Origin of the sequence: Aquabacterium sp., from assembly GCF_014378415.1 — a bacterium.
GTDB lineage: Bacteria > Pseudomonadota > Gammaproteobacteria > Burkholderiales > Burkholderiaceae_C > Aquabacterium.
In genome coordinates this window covers 1-18587 of record NZ_JACMNS010000097.1, presented here as the reverse complement: position 1 = coordinate 18587, position 18587 = coordinate 1, and the positions used below count along the sequence as shown (strand labels likewise).

At 61.5% G+C, this 18587-nt stretch carries 18 protein-coding genes; 11 read left to right on the top strand and 7 right to left on the bottom strand.

Annotated features, from left to right (window positions below; translation table 11 throughout):
* The 5 genes from urtE to urtA form a co-directional block, all read right to left on the bottom strand.
* Positions 1-560, bottom strand: a 560-nt coding sequence (gene urtE, locus H7225_RS08735) for an urea ABC transporter ATP-binding subunit UrtE (protein ID WP_290660874.1), incomplete at its 3' end; no start/stop codon positions are given.
* A gap of 13 nt (positions 561-573) precedes the next feature.
* Positions 574-1317, bottom strand: a complete 744-nt coding sequence (gene urtD / locus H7225_RS08730; protein ID WP_290660872.1) for an urea ABC transporter ATP-binding protein UrtD — start codon at positions 1315-1317, stop codon at positions 574-576.
* Positions 1318-1338: 21 nt separating this feature from the next.
* Positions 1339-2526: an urea ABC transporter permease subunit UrtC gene (urtC, locus tag H7225_RS08725; protein ID WP_290660870.1), complete on the bottom strand. Its 1188-nt coding sequence runs from the start codon at positions 2524-2526 to the stop codon at positions 1339-1341.
* A 46-nt stretch (positions 2527-2572) separates the two neighbouring features.
* The gene (gene urtB / locus H7225_RS08720) at positions 2573-3487 is read right to left on the bottom strand and encodes an urea ABC transporter permease subunit UrtB (RefSeq protein WP_290660868.1); all 915 of its coding nucleotides are present in this window, start codon (positions 3485-3487) and stop codon (positions 2573-2575) included.
* A 92-nt stretch (positions 3488-3579) separates the two neighbouring features.
* Positions 3580-4836, bottom strand: a complete 1257-nt coding sequence (gene urtA, locus H7225_RS08715) for an urea ABC transporter substrate-binding protein (RefSeq protein ID WP_290660866.1) — start codon at positions 4834-4836, stop codon at positions 3580-3582.
* A gap of 200 nt (positions 4837-5036) precedes the next feature.
* On the opposite strand from urtA, the gene H7225_RS08710 reads away from it, so the two are divergent.
* Genes H7225_RS08710 through H7225_RS08695 form a run of 4 tightly spaced genes read left to right on the top strand, consistent with a single transcriptional unit; the run spans position 5037 to position 9770 of the window.
* On the top strand, positions 5037-8504 hold the full coding sequence (locus H7225_RS08710) for an ATP-binding protein (protein WP_290660864.1): 3468 nt from the start codon (positions 5037-5039) through the stop codon (positions 8502-8504).
* Complete coding sequence (locus H7225_RS08705) at positions 8488-9096, top strand: DNA-binding response regulator (protein WP_290660862.1); 609 nt, start codon at positions 8488-8490, stop codon at positions 9094-9096. The genes H7225_RS08710 and H7225_RS08705 overlap by 17 nt, the downstream gene beginning before the upstream one ends.
* Positions 9097-9155: 59 nt before the next feature.
* Positions 9156-9449, top strand: a complete 294-nt coding sequence (locus H7225_RS08700) for a type II toxin-antitoxin system RelE/ParE family toxin (protein WP_290660860.1) — start codon at positions 9156-9158, stop codon at positions 9447-9449.
* A 15-nt stretch (positions 9450-9464) separates the two neighbouring features.
* Positions 9465-9770, top strand: coding sequence for an addiction module antidote protein (locus H7225_RS08695; protein ID WP_290660858.1), 306 nt, complete (start codon positions 9465-9467; stop codon positions 9768-9770).
* 17 nt (positions 9771-9787) lie between these two features.
* Here H7225_RS08695 and H7225_RS08690 read toward each other — a convergent pair whose 3' ends face one another.
* Positions 9788-10507 carry a site-2 protease family protein gene (locus H7225_RS08690; protein WP_290660856.1) on the bottom strand — a complete coding sequence of 240 codons (720 nt, stop codon included), beginning with the start codon at positions 10505-10507 and terminating at the stop codon, positions 9788-9790.
* Positions 10504-11151 (bottom strand): phosphoribosylglycinamide formyltransferase, encoded by a 648-nt coding sequence (purN, locus tag H7225_RS08685; protein ID WP_290660854.1) that lies wholly within the window; start codon positions 11149-11151, stop codon positions 10504-10506. The genes H7225_RS08690 and purN overlap by 4 nt, the downstream gene beginning before the upstream one ends.
* 93 nt (positions 11152-11244) lie before the next feature.
* Here purN and H7225_RS08680 point away from each other — a divergent pair, with 93 nt between their 5' ends.
* The 7 genes from H7225_RS08680 to H7225_RS08650 all read left to right on the top strand — a co-directional run.
* Positions 11245-12552 (top strand): tryptophan--tRNA ligase, encoded by a 1308-nt coding sequence (locus H7225_RS08680; RefSeq protein ID WP_290660852.1) that lies wholly within the window; start codon positions 11245-11247, stop codon positions 12550-12552.
* A gap of 8 nt (positions 12553-12560) precedes the next feature.
* On the top strand, positions 12561-13001 hold the full coding sequence (locus H7225_RS08675; RefSeq protein ID WP_290660850.1) for a DUF3717 domain-containing protein: 441 nt from the start codon (positions 12561-12563) through the stop codon (positions 12999-13001).
* A 117-nt stretch (positions 13002-13118) separates the two neighbouring features.
* On the top strand, positions 13119-13451 hold the full coding sequence (locus H7225_RS08670; RefSeq protein WP_290660876.1) for a hypothetical protein: 333 nt from the start codon (positions 13119-13121) through the stop codon (positions 13449-13451).
* Entirely contained in the window at positions 13379-13576 is a 198-nt protein-coding gene (locus tag H7225_RS08665) for a DUF4391 domain-containing protein (RefSeq protein WP_366481312.1), read from the top strand. The genes H7225_RS08670 and H7225_RS08665 overlap by 73 nt, the downstream gene beginning before the upstream one ends.
* Before the next feature lie 26 nt (positions 13577-13602).
* A complete protein-coding gene (locus H7225_RS08660; RefSeq protein ID WP_290660848.1) occupies positions 13603-15708 on the top strand; it encodes a site-specific DNA-methyltransferase in 2106 nt (701 codons plus the stop codon).
* Positions 15709-15715: 7 nt separating this feature from the next.
* Positions 15716-16837, top strand: a complete 1122-nt coding sequence (locus H7225_RS08655) for a Fic/DOC family N-terminal domain-containing protein (RefSeq protein ID WP_290660847.1) — start codon at positions 15716-15718, stop codon at positions 16835-16837.
* Positions 16838-17014: 177 nt separating this feature from the next.
* Positions 17015-18587 (top strand): DEAD/DEAH box helicase family protein (locus tag H7225_RS08650; protein ID WP_290660846.1); only part of this gene is annotated, 1573 nt, incomplete at its 3' end.

Below are 18587 nucleotides of genomic sequence, written 5' to 3'. Positions count from 1 at the left end.
GACACGATGATCGTGATGTCGCGCATGCGGCGGATCTCGTTCAGGGCCTTGGCGATGTCCTTGATGATGGAAGGCTGGATGCCCTCGGTGGGCTCGTCCAGCAGCAGCACCTTGGGGTTGGTGACCAGCGCGCGGGCAATGGCCAGTTGCTGTTGCTGCCCGCCCGACAAGTTGCCCCCCTTGCGAGCGCGCATGTCGAACAACACCGGGAACAGCGCGTAGATCTCATCGGGGATGCGCTTGTGCTTGGCGTTCTCCAGGCCGGTCTGGATGTTCTCTTCCACCGTCAGGGTGGGGAAGATCATGCGGCCCTGCGGCACGTAGGCGATGCCCTTGGCGACGCGCCGATAGCTCTCGTCTTTGGTGATGTCGAGCCCGCCCACTTCAACCTTGCCCGACTTGGTGGGCAGCACGCCCATCAGGCTCTTGAACAACGTGGTTTTGCCCATGCCGTTGCGGCCCATGATGGCGATGGTTTCTTTGGATTGGGCCTCGAACGAGATGCCGTGCAGCGCCTCGCTCTGGCCATAGGCGACAAACAGATCGGTGACTGACAACATGGTGTGTGTTTCCTTAGTGGCCGAGGTAGACGTCGATGACCTTGGGATCGTTCTGGACCTTGTCCATCGACCCTTCCGCCAGGATCTTTCCCTGGTGCATCACGGTCACCTTGTCGGCGATGCGCTTGACGAACTCCATGTCGTGCTCGATCACGATGAGCGAGCGGTTCTTGGCGATGCGTTGCAGCAGCTCGGCGGTGAGTTCGCGCTCGCGCACGCTCATGCCGGCGATGGGCTCGTCCAGCATCAGCAGTTCCGGGTCTTGCATCAGCAGCATGCCGATCTCCAGCCATTGCTTCTGGCCGTGCGACAGCAGGCCCGATTCGGTGTGCAGTTGGTCCTTCAGGCCGATCTCTTCAACGATCGACTGGATGCGGGCCTTGACCTCGTCGGTGCAGCTGAAGGACAGGGCGCCAAACACGCTGCGGCCACGCGGAAAAGACACTTCCAGGTTCTTGAAGACGCTGAGGTTTTCGTAGATGGAGGGCGTCTGGAACTTGCGGCCGATGCCGGCACGCACGATCTTGTGCTCCTGCATCTTGGTCATCTCTTTGTTCTTGAACTTGATGCTGCCGCTGGAGGCCCGGGTCTTGCCGCAGATCAGGTCCAGCAGCGTGGTTTTGCCCGCGCCGTTGGGGCCGATGATCACGCGCAGCTCGCCGCGGTTCACGTACAAGGTCAGGGCATCGATGGCCTTGAAACCATCGAAGGACACGGTGAGGTCTTCCACCGCCAGAACGAAGTCAGTGTTGCTCATGATCAGGATTCCTTGTGGTGATCAGGCTTGCTGGTTGCTCATGCCCTTGGGCATGAGCGGGGTGGGCGGCTTGGCGTCATCGACATCCGCATCGCGGGCCTTGCGGCGTGCCTTCTCTGCCGCCAGATCAACACGGCGCTTGGCGGCCCAGGGCTTGATCTTTTCTTCGTACAAACCGGCCAAGCCGTTGGGGAAGGCCATCACCACACCGATGAACAGCGCGGCCATCAGGAAGAGCCACAGATCAGGCGCGGTCTCCGAGAAGTAGGTCTTGCCCGCGTTCACCAACAAGGTGCCATACACCGCACCGACCAGGCTCATGCGCCCACCCACGGCCGCAAAGATCACCATCTCGATCGACGGCACGATGCCGACGAAGGAGGGCGACATGAAGCCCACCTGCAAGGCGAACATCGCGCCGCCAATGCCCGAGATACCCGCCGCCAGGCAGAAGGTGAAGACCTTGAACATCGACACGTCGTAGCCCGAGAAGCGCACGCGGTCTTCCTTGTCGCGCATGGCCAGCAGCAGGGTGCCCAGCTTGCTGGTCTGAACCCATTTGCACAGCAGGATGCAACCCAGCAGCAGGCCAGCATTCACGAAGTACAGGATCAGCTTGGCGCTGTCGGTGCGGGTGTCCCAGCCCAACACGGTCTTCAGGTCGGTCATGCCGTTGATGCCGCCGGTGTAGCCCTGTTGGCCGATGATCAGCACCGTCACGATCAAGGCCACGGCCTGCGTGATGATGGCGAAGTACACGCCCCCCACGCGCCGCTTGAACATGGCGTAGCTGATGATGAAGGCCAACAAAGTAGGCACCAATATCACGGCGATCAAGGTCAGTGGCAGGCTTTGAAAGGGCTTCCAGAACAGTGGCAGGGCCGTGATCTGGTTCCAATCCATGAAGTCCGGGATTCCAGGTGTGGACTGGATCTTGGTGGTGATCGGGTCAGAGGCTTCCAGCTTCAAAAACATGGCCATGCAATAGCCACCCAGGCCGAAGAACACGCCCTGGCCCAGGCTCAGGGTGCCGCTCCAGCCCCACAGCATCACCAGGCCGATGGCCACGAAGCCGTAGGTCAGGTACTTGCCCACCAGGTTCAGGCGAAAGATGTCCATCGACAGCGGGAACACCACCAAGATCACCAGGGCCAGCAACAGGATGCTGCCCAGACTCGACGTTTTCAACCAGTTCAAAAGACTCTTCATGGGGATGTACTCCGTGTGTCGGTCAGGTCGGGCGTGGGTTGACGAATCAACGGCGCACCTTGGAGGCAAACAGGCCTTGCGGACGGATCATCAGGATCACCACGATCAGCGACAGCGTCAGCACCTTGGCCATGGAACCCGTGATGAAGAACTCTGCGATGGACTGCGTCTGGGCGATGCCGAAGGCCGAGGCCACGGTGCCCAGCAAGCTGGCCGCACCACCGAAGGTCACCACCAGGAAGGCGTCGACGATGTAGAGCGAACCCGAGGTGGGGCCGGTGGAGCCAATGGTGGTGAAGGCCGCGCCCGCGATGCCGGCGATGCCGCAACCAATGGCAAAAGTGAGTCGGTCGGTGCGGCTGGTGTTGATGCCGATGGCGTTGGCCATCATGCGGTTGGACACCGAGGCGCGAACACGCAAACCCCAGCGCGACTTGTACAGCGCCACCATCACGCAGGCGGTGACCAAGGCCGTCAAGCCCATCACGAACATGCCGTTGATGGGGATGTCCAGGCCCTCTTTCGGTGCCCACGAACCCATCAGCCATTCGGGCAGGGTGGGGCTCACTTCTTTGGGGCCGATGAAGGTGCGAAAGCACTGCTGCATGCCCAGGCTCAAGCCCCAAGTGGCGAGCAGGGTGTCCAGCGGGCGCTTGTACAGGTGGCGGATCAAGGCCCATTCGGCCAGATAGCCAACGGCGAACGCAAAGATGAAGGCCAGGACGATGGCGCAGGGAAAGTAATAAGGCATGAAGCTGGGGTACTTCACTTCAACATAGCTCGACACCATGTAGATCGTGTAGGCGCCGATGGTCATGAACTCGCCGTGGGCCAGGTTGATCACGCCCATCTGACCAAAGATGATGGCCAGGCCGAGGCCCATGAGCAGCAGCACGGAAAACAGGCTCAAGCCTGCGAACCCCTGCATCACGCTGATGTTGAGTATTTCTGAAAGAGTCATCACGCGCTCCTGACCGAACTGACCAAACCGAATGAAAAAACCCCTCGCCGAGCCGGCCGATACTGCTGGGCCGGAGGCGAGGGGGTACTGCCTTACTGGTAACCCTTGGGGAAAGGATTGGGTTCGATCAGATCTTTCGATTCGGCCACCACCTTGAAGGTGCCGTCAGGCTGGCCTTGGGCAATGCGGGCCTTGCTCCACAAGTGGTGGTTCTCGTGCAGCTTCACGTACCCTTCTGGTGCGATCTTCAGCTCGATGCCTGGGGAGGCGGCCACGACCTTGTCCACGTCAAAGCTACCAGCCTTCTCCACAGCAGCCTTCCACAACCAGGGGCCGAGGTAACCGGCTTGCGTCACGTCGCCGATCACCGATTTGGGGCCGTACTTGGCCTTGAACGCGGCAACGAACTTCTTGTTGTTGTCGTTGGGCAGGGATTGGAAGTACTTCATCGACGAGTAGAAGCCTGCGAAGTTTTCGCCACCCACGCCGAGCATTTCGTCCTCGGTCACCGACAGGGTCAGCAGGAACTGCTTGGCGCCCGTGATGCCGGCTGCCTTGAGCTGCTTGTAGAAGGCCACGTTCGAGCCACCCACCACGGCCGCGAAGATGCAGTCGGGCTTGGCGACCTTGATCTTGTTGATCAGGGAGTTGAAGTTGGTGTTGCCCAGGGGGTAATACTCTTCACCCACCACGCTGCCCAGCTTGCCGACGCTCTCGATGTGCTTGCGCGCAATCTTCATCGAGGTGCGTGGCCAGATGTAGTCAGAGCCCACCAAGAAGTAGGTCTTGGCTTTCTTCTCTTTTGAGGCCCAGTCCAGGCCCCAGATGATCTGCTGCGTGGCTTCCTGGCCGGTGTAGATCACGTTCTTGGACTGCTCCAGGCCTTCGTAGAAGGTGGGGTAGTACAGCAGGCCGTTTTCCTTTTCAAAGATCGGCAGCACGGCCTTGCGCGAGGCCGATGTCCAGCAACCGAACACGGCGGCCACGTGGTCGTTGACCAGCAGCTTCTTGGACTTCTCGGCAAACGTGGGCCAATCAGAGGCGCCGTCTTCCTTGATCACCTTGATCTTGCGGCCCAGGATGCCGCCCATGGCGTTGATCTGGTCAATGGCCAGTTGCTCGGCCTGGATGGCGCCGGTTTCCGAGATCGCCATGGTGCCGGTTGCGGAGTGCAACTGGCCCACGGTGACTTCGGTGTCGGTGATGGCCAGCTTCGTCGTGTTGATCGCTGAAGTGGCGGGGGCGGCTCCGTGGCTCAGCCCAGTCATGCCCACGAGGGGAAGGGCACCAATGCCCTGCAACAGGCGGCGGCGGTTTTGCTGATTGGAATCGTCACGGTCATTCGACATGGAAAAGCTCCTTGCACACTAAAAGGGACTACGGATGCCACACCTTGGTGCATGCATGATTTCGTGCATGCACTGTTGGTGTGACCATGGCCTTCACAGTAAGCAAGATGCGGGCTTCCTTGAATACGTCATTCAACGTAGACGGCGTGGTGGATCGCTTCTTGCAAATGGACTAAGGTCGTCACTCCTCGGGGCCAGTTGTGTCCGTTGCCCGGCAGAAGATCTTTCGCATTCGTCGTGACTACAACTCCTGGGTGGCCAACGAGACCCTGGAGGACTACGCCCTTCGCTATACGCCACGCACCTTCCGCAAGTGGTCGGAGTTCCGCGTGGCCAACACGGCCTTTGGCGCGGTGTCCTTCCTGGCGCTGGAGGCCATTGGCGGCGCCATCGCGCTGAACTACGGCTTCTCGAACATGCTGTGGGCCACGCTGGTGGTGGGCCTGATCATCTTCATGACGGGCTTGCCCATCAGCTACTACGCGGCCAAGTACGGGCTCGACATGGACCTGCTCACGCGTGGTGCGGGCTTTGGCTACCTGGGCTCCACGCTCACCTCGCTGATCTACGCCAGCTTCACCTTCATCTTCTTCGCGTTGGAGGCGGCCATCATGGCGCTTGCCTTGCAGATGGTGTTCGGCTGGTCGCTGCCGGTTTGCTATCTGGCGTCCTCGCTGGTGATCGTGCCGCTGGTCACGCATGGCATCACCTTGATCTCGCGTTTGCAGTTGTGGACACAACCCGTGTGGGCCGTGCTCTTCGTGTGCCCGTTTGTGTTCGTGGCCATCAAGCGGCCTGAGGCTTATGTGGAGTTCACCGGCATGGTGGGCCGCAGTTCGGGCAGCAGTGATTTCAACTTGATGGCCTTTGGCATGGCGGCCACGGTGGTGTTCTCGCTGATCGTGCAGGTGGGTGAGCAAGTCGACTTTCTGCGATTTCTGCCCGAGAAAACCAAAGAGAACCGCGTGCGCTGGTGGGCCGCCGTGCTGGTGGCGGGGCCCGGCTGGATCGTGCCCGGCATGCTCAAGATGGTGGGCGGTGGCTTCCTGGCCTTCCTGGCCCTGCAGCACCATGTGCCGGCCCACAAGGCCATGGAGCCCACGCAGATGTACCTGGCCGGCTTCAGCGAAGTGTTCACCTCGCCCACCTGGGCGCTGGGCACCATGGTGCTGTTCGTCATCGTCTCGCAGGTCAAGATCAACGTGACCAATGCCTACGCGGGGTCGCTGGCCTGGTCCAACTTTTTCGCGCGGCTCACACACAGCCATCCGGGCCGCGTGGTGTGGTTGGTCTTCAATGTGTTGATCGCGGTCATGCTGATGACGTTGGGCGTGTTCGGTGCGCTGGAGCGCGTGCTGGGGCTGTACGGCAACGTGGCCATCGGCTGGGTGGGGGCGCTGGTCGCTGACCTGGTCATCAACAAGCCCCTGGGCTGGAGCCCCAAGCACATCGAGTTCAAGCGCGCCTATTTGTATGACTTGAACCCCGTGGGCCTGGGGGCCACCTTGCTGGCCACGGTGATGGCTTTCGCCGCGCACGCGGGCATGTTTGGCGCGCTGGCACAGGCGGGATCGCCTTTCATCGCCCTCATCACGGCCTTGATCACCTCGCCGCTGCTGGCCTGGACCACCAAGGGCCGCTATTACTTGGCCCGGCCCAACAAGACACCTTGGGCACCCGGGCAGATGGTGGCCTGCTCGGTGTGTGAGAACCAGTTCGAGTCCGAAGACATGGCCAGCTGCCCGGCTTATGACGCGCCCATCTGCTCGTTGTGCTGCACCTTGGAATCGCGTTGTCATGATCGTTGCAAGAGCCGCTCCAGTGCAGCCGAGCAGGTGTCTGATGCGCTGACGGCGGTGCTGCCATTGCAACTGTCCAGCCGCATCAATTTCCGCGTGGGGCACTACCTGGTGGTGTTCCTCTCATTGGCGGCCGTGCTGGCGATGGTGCTGGGCGTGGTCTATTACCAGGAGGGGGTGGTCAACCACGTGCTGGATGCCGTGAACTCCCCCGCCGTGGCCTTGCTGGAAGGCCCCTTCATCAAGGTCTATGCGCTGTTGCTGTTGGCGGCGGCGGTGTGCTCCTGGTGGGTGGTGCTGGCCTCCGAGAGCCGGCACCTGGCCCAAGATGAGAGCAACCGCCACAACCAGTTGCTGCAGCTTGAAATCGACGCGCACCGCCGCACCGATGCCGCTTTGCAAGCCGCCAAAGACCTGGCCGAAGCCGCCAACCAAGCCAAGACCCGCTACGTGGCCGGCATGACGCATGAGCTGCGCACGCCGCTCAACAGCATCATGGGTTACGCGCAGATCCTGCTCAAGGACGAGCAGCGGCAAGGCTCGGGTCGTGAGGCTTTGAACACCATCCAGCGCAGCGGCGAACACCTCATGGGCCTGATCGATGGCCTGTTGGACCTGGCCCGCATCGAGGCCGGCCGCCTGCGCTTGGACCCGGTGCCATTGCCCCTGCGCGAGTTTCTGGACGACGTGGTGCGCATGGTGCAAACGCAGACCGAGGCCAAGGGCCTGCACTTTGCGCTGGAAACGCGCGGACGCGTGCCCGCCTGGGTCTACGCCGATGCCAAGCGCCTGCGCCAGATCCTGCTGAACCTGCTGAGCAACGCCGCGCGCTTCACTTACAAGGGCCGCATCACGCTGATGGTCGATGCGCGCCGCGAGGTGCTGCGCTTCGAGGTCATCGACACCGGCATTGGCATCGCACCTCAGGATCTGGACCGTATCTTCCTGCCCTTTGAGCGTGGCAGCGCGGGCCGCCGCAGCAGCGAACCCGGCACGGGCCTGGGCCTGACCATCACCCACTTGCTGACCGAGTTGATGGGCGGCGAGCTCAGCGTGAAGAGCGAGCTGGGGCAGGGCAGCACCTTCACCGTGCGCATGTACCTGCGCGAGATTGCCGCGCCCGCCATGCCGCCGCAATCGGCGCTGGCCGCGCGTCCACGCCACTTGCTGATCACCGGCTACCAAGGGCCGCGTCGCACCCTGCTGGTGGTGGACGACCAGCCCATCCAGCGCCAGATGCTGGCTGGCATGCTGCTGCCATTGGGCTTTGTTCTGCGCGAAGCGGCCAGCGGCCAGGAATGCCTTGAAAGCGTGCGCGAAGCCTGCCCCGATGCGGTGCTGCTGGACATCACCATGGACGATGTCGATGGCTGGCAAGTGGCCCGGCAGATCCGTGCGGCCGGTTTCCATGATGTGCCCATCATCATGGTCTCGGCCAATGTGTTTGAGAATCGGCCCGAGAACCTGCAGGCCGCGCAATGCCAGGCCTTCATCGCCAAACCCGTGATCGAATCAGAATTGCTGGACACCCTGGGTGAGCACTTGCACATCGAGTGGAGCACCGAGCCCGCCGCTTTGCCGCTTCACCTGTTGACCCAACGCAGCAACGATGCCGAGGCCATCGGCTCCCCCCGTCTCACGGCCAGCGACCTGCCCGCCGAAGTGGTGGAAGAGCTGTGTCGCCTGGCCCGCATCGGGCACTTGCGCGCTTTGCGCCAGAAGCTGACGCAACTGACCGAGCGCTATCCGCAATGGCAAAGCGAGTGGGTCAACCTGTCCCACCTGGCCGACCAATTCGAGTTCGACACCTTGATCGAACGTTTGAACCCCGTGATTTCTGAGGACGCTTTGGATGAGCCCCAAGCCTGAACCCCACCTGGGCACCGTGCTGGTGGTGGACGATGCCCTCGACACCCTGCGCATGCTGTGCGATGCGCTGGCCAACGAGGGCTACACCGTGCTGGTGGCCCGCGATGGCCTGCAGGCGCTGGACCGCCTGTCCCTGATCCTGCCCGACGCCATCCTGCTGGACGCGGTGATGCCGGGCCTGTCGGGCTTCGAGACTTGCCGCAAGATCAAGGCGCACGAGGTCTGGTGCAAGATCCCCGTGATCTTCATGACCGGCCTGTCCGAGACCGCTGACGTGGTGGCCGGTTTTGACGCGGGTGGGGTGGACTACGTGGTCAAGCCGGTGCGCATCGAAGAGGTGTTGGCGCGTTTGGCCACGCACCTGCGCAATGCCTGGGGCACGCGCCCGCGCCTGAACCTGGCCGCACTCACCCCGCGCGAAACCGAGGTGCTGTCATGGTTGGCCAAGGGCAAGACCAACCGCGACATCGCCGAGATCCTGGGCCTGAGCCACCGCACGGTGAACAAGCACCTGGAGCACATCTTTGAAAAGCTGGGTGTGGAGACGCGGGCGGCGGCGGCGGCCTTGGCCAGCCGGGCGGTGCTGGCCTGACTCGTCGTCAATGAAGCGAGGGCACTTGACGATTCGTAATCGAATGATTACAGTTGGGCATGCCATCGATTAAGCCGCTCCCCGAGTTCACACGGTGGTTGGACGCGTTGCCAGACGGCACGGTTCGCGGTTTAGTGGTGGCCCGCATCAAACGCCTTTCGCTCGGCTTGATGGGTGATGTTGCCCCGGTTGGAGAGGGTGTCTCTGAGTTGCGCATCCATGTGGGTGCTGGATGGCGGGTGTACTTCGTTCAGCGCGGCAAGGACGTGATCGTGTTGCTGGCTGGTGGATCGAAACGAAGTCAGGCTTCCGACATCAAGCGCGCAAAGGCATTGGCTCAATTGTTAAACTGACTCAAGGAAAAGATCATGACTGCACGCATCAAAGTTGACGATCTGCCCGAATTCGACGCTGCGCCATACCTCGACAACGAGACCACCATGGCGGCCTACCTGACCGACATTCTTGAAGCGAATGACCCCGCGCTGCTGGCCGCAGCATTGGGCGACATTGCGCGCGCGCGGGGCATGAGCGAGATTGCCAAAGCATCTGGAATCACCCGCGAGGCGCTTTACAAAGCACTGCGAGCGGATGCTCAACCGCGTTTTGACACCATCAGTCGCGTTTGCACCGCGCTGGGTGTTCGTTTGGTCGTGCAACCGATTCACGGTTGAACTCAGAACGTGCTGGCCTAAGCAGCCTTCAGCAGCTCATGCACATCGTGCGTCATCACGGCCAGGAACACCAGCAGGCCCAGGTAGGCCGTGCCATAGATCCAGCGCGTTTGCGGTGAGGCGCGGTAGTAGTCGGCGTGGATGGGATCCTCAGCGCGGAACTTCCAGGCCTTGAACACCTGCGGTGCCGCCAGCAAAGCCACGATCAGCAGCACCGGGTTGGGGTTCAGCCAGAACAGGCCGACCAGGATGGGCGCGCCCAGCAGCCACAGCTTGGGCGACAACACGGCGGTGATGCGGCCACCATCCAGTGGCGACAGCGGGATCAGGTTGAACAGGTTCAAAAAGAAGCCCGCGTACGACACCGCCAGCAGCCACATCAGATCAGGCCCGCCATCGCGCGCCACGGCATAGCAGGCCAAGGCGCCCAGGGTGCCGATCAGGGGGCCACCCAGGCCCACGTAGGCCTCGGTCTCGGCGTTGTGTGGCATGTCTTTCATCTCGATCCACGCGCCCAGAAAAGGGATGAAGGTTGGCGCGCCGACCTTCAGGCCCCGCTGCCGCGCGGCGATGAAATGGCCCATCTCGTGCACGAACAGCAGGCCCACAAAGCCCACCGCATAGCGCCAGCCGTAGATCCACGCGTACACCCCCACCGACAGCAGCATGGTGCCGCCCGTGGTCAACAGCTTGCTGAACTTCAGCGCGCCGAACAGCAACAGCAACCACTTGATCATGGCGTTGGCGTCGTGGTGGCCACCACCAGTTGTGCCTCGCCCTCGGTCTGCACCACCTGGTGGCCATGAACCTTCAAACTGCCTTCCACGAACCAGCGCACGGCACGTGGATACACCGCGTGCTCCTGCTTCAGCACCCTCGCCGACAAGCTGTCGGGCGTGTCGTCGGCCAGCACGGGCACGGCGGCCTGCATCACGATCGGGCCATGGTCCAGCTCCGGCGTCACGAAGTGCACCGTGGCACCGGCCAGCTTGCAACCTGCCTCAATGGCGCGCTGGTGCGTGTGCAGGCCGGGAAACGCGGGCAACAGCGAGGGATGGATGTTCAGCATGCGCCCCTCGAACTGCCGCACAAAGCCCTCGGTCAGGATGCGCATGAAGCCGGCCAGCACCACCAGGTCGGGCGCGAAGCCGTCAATGGTGCGTGCCAGCTCGGCGTCAAAGGCCTCGCGGGTGTCGAACTGGCGGTGGTCGACCGAGGCCGTGGCAAGGCCCCGGTCGGCCGCGAAGCGCAAGCCCGTGGCCTCGGCCTTGTTGCTGATGACGGCGGCGACACGCGCCGGCCAGTGCTCAGAGGCGCAGGCCTCAACGATGGCTTCCATGTTGGAGCCGCGTCCGGAAATCAAGATGACGATTTTTTTCATGCGGCGTAGAGTGTAGCGGGGTGGCTTTTTTGAGTGCCCTTCTACAATGCGCCTCTTTCCCGCCACCACGCAACCGCCCCACCCGAGCCAGCCATGACCGAACGCGTTCTCACCGGCATCACCACCACCGGCACCCCGCACCTTGGCAACTACGTCGGTGCCATCCGACCCGCCATCGCGGCCAGCCGGGAGGCCGGCGTTGAAAGCTTCTTTTTCCTGGCCGATTTCCACGCCCTGATCAAGTGCGCTGACCCTGCCCGCATCGAGCGCTCGCGCATCGAGATCGCCGCCAGCTGGATCGCGGCCGGGCTGGACCCGGAGCTCGTCACCTTCTACCGCCAGAGCGACATCCCCGAAACGCCCGAGCTGACCTGGCTGCTGACCTGCGTGACCGCCAAGGGCCAGATGAACCGCGCCCACGCCTACAAGGCCTCGGTCGATGCCAACGAGGCGGCTGGCGAGGAGCCTGATGCGGGCATCAACATGGGCCTGTTCAGCTACCCCATCCTGATGGCGGCCGACATCTTGCTGTTCAACGCCCACCGCGTGCCCGTGGGCCGTGACCAGGTGCAGCACATCGAGATGGCCCGCGACGTTGCCCAGCGCTTCAACCACGTGTTTGGCGCCGGCAAGGAGTTGTTCGTGCTGCCCCAGGCCGAGATTGAAGAGGCCGTGGCCACCTTGCCCGGCCTGGACGGCCGCAAGATGTCCAAGAGCTATGACAACACCGTGCCGCTGTTCGAAGGCGGCCCCAAGGCTTTGAAGGACGCCATCGCGCGCATCGTCACCGACTCGCGCCTGCCCGGTGAGCCCAAGGACCCCGAAGGTGCCCACCTGGTCACCATCCACGATGCCTTCGCCAACGAGGCGCAGCGCGCCAGCTTCCACGCCGACCTGCGCGCCGGCTTGGGTTGGGGCGAGGCCAAGCAGCGCGTGGTCGAATTGATCGAAGCCCATGTTGGACCGATGCGTGCGAAGTACGAGCACCTGATGGCACACCCTGAGCAGATCGAAGAGATCCTGCTGGTGGGTGCCCGCAAGGCCCGCTCCGTGGCCACGCCTTTCTTGAATGAGCTGCGCGATGCCGTGGGCTTGCGCAAGATGGTGGCGGTGGCTGCGCCCAAGGCCCAAGCCGAGCAGGCTGGCAAATCGGCCCTGCCGGTGTTCAAGCAATACCGCGAGGCCGATGGCCAGTTTTACTTCAAGCTGACCACGGCCGATGGCGGGCTGCTGCTGCAAAGCCAGGCCTTCGCCGAAGGGCGCGAGGCGGGCACTTGGGTTAAACGCTTCAAGCAAGAGGGCGCTCAAGCACTCGCTGGCGCCCCGGTTGAGATGGCTTCGGGCGTGGCCAAAGCCGACGTTGAAGCCGCTTTGAGCGCGCTTGTCGCGGCACAGGACTGAGCACCACCATGGCCGGCATCCACATCACCGACATCGAATCTGCCATCAACTGGTGGCGCGAGCGCAGCCCGTCCGTGGACGGCATCCAGTCGTGCGCGCAAGTGAGCGCCCTGGCCGAGGTTTACGCCCTCATGGTCTATTACCGCGAACCATCGTGTGATGAGGCCACCATGCCCGCCAAGGCCAAGCAAGCCTGGCTGGATTGGTACGACACCACGCCCGACACCCCCTGCATCGCCATCTGCTCCACCAGCCAGGGTGACGACATTTGCAAGGGCTGTGGCCGCACCTTTGACGAAGTCCAGTTGTGGCCCGAGATGACCCCCAGTGAAAAGCGCGGTACTTGGCGGCGCATCACCATGGAGTCCAGCGCCTGGCGCTTCAACCGTTATTCAGAGCGGGCCCGGGAGGGCGTGGCCAAGCCCAGCACTGACGGGCAAACCACCTGAACGTCTGCCAATCGGCCCCCACAATGGGGCCAGCCTGACGCCTTGCTCATGTCATCGGCCGGAAACGGGGGGCGTCTGCTAGCCGACATATTCGATTGACATCGAGCCAGTGAGGGCATGTGGATGAAGTTGGTTCAGAACAGCGGCGTAGACCGCGTCATCGACTTGGTACAGCCGTACCTGAAACCTGGCAGCCAACTGGGTTGCGTCACCCCATCATTCTCGCTTTTTGCCTTTGCCGAACTGCGCGATGCGCTGATCAAGCTTGAACGGGTTCAGCTTATCTTGCCCCCGGCTGACGACGCGCTAGAGTTCATGGGCCGCGAAGGTGATCGTGCCAATCGAAACAAGATACAGGCTCGGGGGCTTGCGAACCAGTGCGCGCAGTGGCTACCCACTGCTGCTGTTGCTGGCGACGCCGCGAGGCGCTGCGAGAATGCCATCGGCTAGATCAAGAAAGCGCCCGGCTGCGCACGCAAGCCAGCAAGGAAAAACAGATGGCCAAGCAGGTTGATTTGAACCTGGCGTTGCAGCGACTGCACGCCGACTTGGCCGCTGCCCGCGAACAACTTTGAAGATGAAGCAGATGACTGAGAACAAGATGCACAAGATCGACGCGACCAGTGCGCAAGCGCAATCGACAGACATCACGGCCATGAACATTGAGCAGCTCAAGGCGCTGTTCCCTGAGCTCATCACCGAAGGGCCGACCGGCGTGGCGGTGAACGTGGACGTGCTTAAAACGCTGGTGGGCGACAAAACGACCACCGATGCCGAGGAGAAATACGGCCTCAACTGGCACGGCAAACGGCAAGCGCGAAAGCTGGCCCTGACGCCCAGCACTGGGACGCTGCGGCCTTGCCCCCAGGACAGCGTTGATTGGGACACGACCCAGAACCTGATGATCGAGGGCGACAACCTGGAAGTGCTCAAGCTCTTGCAAAAGAGTTATGCGGGCAAGGTCAAGTTGATCTACATCGACCCGCCGTACAACACCGGCAATGATTTCGTCTACCCTGACAATTTCCAGGACAGCATCAAGAACTACTTGGAGTTGACCGGGCAGGCTGAGGGCGGCGTGAAGATCAGCAGCAACACCGACGCCAGTGGGCGCTGTCACACTGACTGGTTGAACATGATCTACCCGCGAGTCAAACTTGCGAGAAATCTGCTGAAAGACGATGGAGTCATCTTGATTTCCATCGATGACCACGAGATAGAGAACCTTCGACGCGTCTTTGGTGAGTTGTTTGGAGAGGAGAACTTCATCGCGTGCATCACCTGGGAAAAGGGTAGGAAGAACGATGCCAAGTTGGTCTCGGTTGGGCATGAGTACGTGTTGGTCTACGCGAAGTCGTTGGCTCGACTTCGTGAGCTGAAGGTGCTTTGGCGTGAGGAGAAGCCTGGCGCGCGGGACATCTGGGAGCAATATGTTCTGTTGCGAACGAAGCATGGAGGCGATGGCCCAGCTATTGAGTCTGACCTTCAGTCCTGGTTCTCAGGCCTTGATAAGAAGCACCCTGCCAAAAAGTGGAGCCGATACAAGCGCGTTGATGCGAACGGACCATGGCGTGATAGGGATATTTCCTGGCCTGGCGGTGGTGGTCCTCGCTATGACGTGCACCATCCGCAGACCGGCCTGCCCTGTAAAGTCCCAGAGCGGGGATGGATCTATGCGAATCCTGACGAAATGGATCGACAAATCCAGCTTGGCCTTGTCGAATTTCGCGCGGATCACACAGAGCCGCCGTTCCGCAAGGCCCACATTAAGCCCATCGCTGATGAGGTCGATGCGGAGTCTGAAGTCGATGCTGAAGCAGATAGCGCCGACGGCGACTCAAGCGTAAATGAAGAGGAATTCGCGACGCAGGTCCGGGGTAGCTATTTCTACAAACAATCGCAGGTGTCTGTGATGTCCCTGCGCAAGCTTCTTGGCGAGAAGGTCTTTAACAACCCCAAGGATCACTTCGAGCTGGCTCGCCTTATTGACTACTCAACGGCGAATGATCAGTCCGCCATTGTCATGGACTTTTTCGCGGGCAGTGGTAGTACTGCACATGCAGTAATGGACCTGAATGTCGCTGATGGTGGCAGCAGGCGCTATGTGCTGGTTCAGCTACCGGAGCCCCTGGACCCTTCAAAGAAGGACCAGAAGGCTTCAGCAAAGTACTGTGACAAGCTTGGGAAGCCCCGGTCGATTGCAGAACTGACCAAAGAGCGGCTGCGACGCGTCGCAACACAGATCAAGGCTGACAATCCGACGTATGGTGGGGACACCGGCGTGCGTGTCTTCAGGCTGGACACCTCAAACATCCGTGCATGGAGCCCAGACCCGACCGCGTTGGAGCAGTCCCTCTTTTCCCATCAGGATCACCTGGTCGAGAACCGCTCAGAGTCCGACGTTCTGTATGAGCTGCTGATCAAGCTTGGCCTTGACCTGTGTGCGCCCATCGCGCACCGGTCTATCGCAGGCAAGGACATTCATTCCGTTGGCGGCGGCGTGCTGATGGCTTGCTTGACGACACACATCGAGGTCACACAGGTCGAGCCTGTGGCCCAAGGCATCGTTGCCTGGCACAAAGAGCTGGCACCGGCCGTCGACACCACCTGCGTCTTCCGCGACAGCGCCTTTGCCGATGACGTGGCCAAGACCAACATGGCAGCCATCCTGGCGCAAAACAGCATCGCCAACGTTCGGAGTTTGTGAGATCGCCATGCCCATGCAGCCCTTCGTTCCCCACGCCTTGCCCGTCCATGATTTGGATTGGCGCCTACTGTTGCCCTTGGTGGGCCAAGCCAACGCGGCGCTCGCCCGCTACGACGGTTTGCTGGCCGGCATTCCCAACCCGGCGGTGATGCTCTCGCCTTTGACAACGCAAGAAGCGGTGTTGTCGTCCAAAATCGAGGGGACGCAGGCCACGGTGGACGAAGTGCTGGAGCAGGAGGCCGGCCTGCTGAAGGAAGGCGAGAAATACGAGGACATCCGCGAGATCTCGAACTATCGGCTGGCACTCTATCAAGCGCGCGACTACCTGAAGGATTACCCCATTCGCCTGGCGTTCATCCGCGAGTTGCACCGCACCCTGATGAACAGCGTGCGGGGGCAGGACAAGACGCCGGGCGAGTTCCGTCTCGACCAGAACTGGATCGGCAAGATGGGCTGCACCCGCGAGGAAGCCACCTTCGTGCCGCCCAACCCCATTCAGTTGCCGGACCACCTGCAAGCGTGGGAGGCCTACCTCGACTCGGACGATGTGGACTTCCTTATCCAGACGGCCGTGGTGCATGCCCAGTTCGAGCTGCTACACCCCTTCAAGGACGGCAATGGCCGCATCGGGCGAATCTTGATCCCGCTGTTTTTGTACCAGAAGAAGGTGCTGTCGCAGCCGATGTTCTACTTGTCGGAGTACCTTGAGAACCACCGCGATGAGTACTACCTGCGGCTCAAGGGCATCTCGACAGAGAACGACTGGAACGGCTGGATTGCTTTCTTCCTTCGGGCCACCGCGACGCAGGCGGCTCAGAACGGGCAACGTGTGGTCGCCATCCAGTCGCTGTACGAAGAAATGAAGCAGGCGATCCACGAGACCACGCACTCGCAGTACACGGTTCACCTGCTGGATGCCATCTTCTCCAAGCCGATCTTCCGTATCTCAGACTTGGCCCAGCGGCTTACAGACGAGTTCGGCATCCACGCCAAGACGGCGCCAGCCTTGCTGCGGCAACTGAGGGATGTGGGCATCTTGCGTGAGATCCAATCAGCGTCGGGGCGGCGGCCTGCGACGCTTTGCTTTCCGCGACTGCTCAATCTGGCAGAGGGGCGCCAGGTGCTTTGATATTTGTGGAGCGCCTAGTCGACACAAGCCATTTTGTGGAGTGTATTTTGCAATTTACACTCCGCAATTTGAATTGTCGCTGTTTTGGGCTCCACAAGATCGGCCCCCAATGGCGCCTTTGGACCGAACACCCTACCGCCTGCTGTTGCGAGTGGCCCAACGCCTGGGCGAGGCAACATGAAACTGCATTTCGAGCCAAATCTTGACTACCAACTCCAGGCCATTGAGGCCGTTTGCGACCTGCTCCGTGGGCAGGAGTCCTGCCGCACTGAATTCACCGTGACCATGCGGCTGCCTGAGGCTCAAGGTTCGCAGCAATTGACGCTTGGCATGGCCGAGACCGACCTCGGTGTCGGTAACCGGCTCACGCTGCTGGACGACCAACTGCTTCAGAATCTGCGAGACGTGCAACTGCGCGGCGGCTTAGAGCCGTCCGGCGTGCTGGCCTCGGGCGACTTCACCGTCGAGATGGAGACGGGCACCTGCAAGACCTACGTCTACCTGCGCACGATCTTCGAGCTTCACCGCCGCTATGGCTTCACCAAGTTCGTCATCGTGGTGCCTTCGGTGGCCATCAAGGAAGGCGTCTACAAGTCGCTGCAAATCACCGAAGAGCACTTCAAGGGCATCTATGCCGGGGTGCCGGTGGATTTCTTTTTGTACGACTCCGGCAAGCTGGGCCAGGTGCGCAACTTTGCCACCAGTTCAACCATTCAGGTCATGGTGGTCACGGTCGGGGCCATCAACAAAAAGGATGTCAACAACCTCTACAAGGACAGCGAGAAGACAGGGGGCGAGAAGCCCATCGAGCTCATCAAGGCCACGCGGCCCATCGTCATCGTGGACGAGCCGCAGAGCGTGGACGGCGGCCTGACGGGCGCCGGCAAGACCGCGTTGGACGCCATGAACCCGCTGTGCACGCTGCGCTACTCGGCCACGCACGCCAACAAGCACCACATGGTGTTCCGGCTCGACGCGCTTGACGCCTACGAACGCAAGTTGGTCAAGCAAATCGAAGTGGCCGCTGCCACGATCGAGGACGCGCACAACAAGGCCTTCGTGCGGCTGGTGTCGGTCAGCAACAAGCGCGGCGCAATCAGCGCCAAGGTGGAGTTGGATGTCAAGACCGCGACCGGCGTAAAGCGCCAGGAGCTTCCAGTTAGCGACGGCGACGACTTGCAGCAGACGACCAAGCGCGCGATCTACGCCGACTTTCGCGTGGGCGAAATCAACACGGCGAAGGGCGAAGAGTTCGTGGAACTGCGCTATCCCGGCGGCGAAGTCTTCTTGGCCGTGGGTCAAGCCTACGGCGATGTCGATGCGCTGGCCGTGCAGCGCGAGATGATCCGGCGCACCATCCGGGAGCACCTGGAGAAGGAAAAGGTCTTGCGGCCCAAGGGCATCAAGGTGCTGTCGCTGTTCTTCATCGACGCGGTGGAACGATACCGCCAGTACGACAAGGACGGCAACCCAGTCAAAGGCGACTACGCCCGCATCTTCGAGGAAGAGTACCGGCGCGCAGCCAAGCTGCCGGCCTACCAGAGCCTGTTCGTCGAAATCGACCTGGCCAGTGCAGCCGAGGCGGTGCACAACGGCTACTTCTCAATTGACAAGAAGGGAGGCTGGTCAGATACGGCCGAGACCAACGCCGGCGGCCGCGATAACGCCGAGCGGGCGTACAACCTGATCATGAAGGAAAAGGAAAAGCTGCTGGCCTTCGAGACGCCGCTGAAATTCATCTTCTCGCACT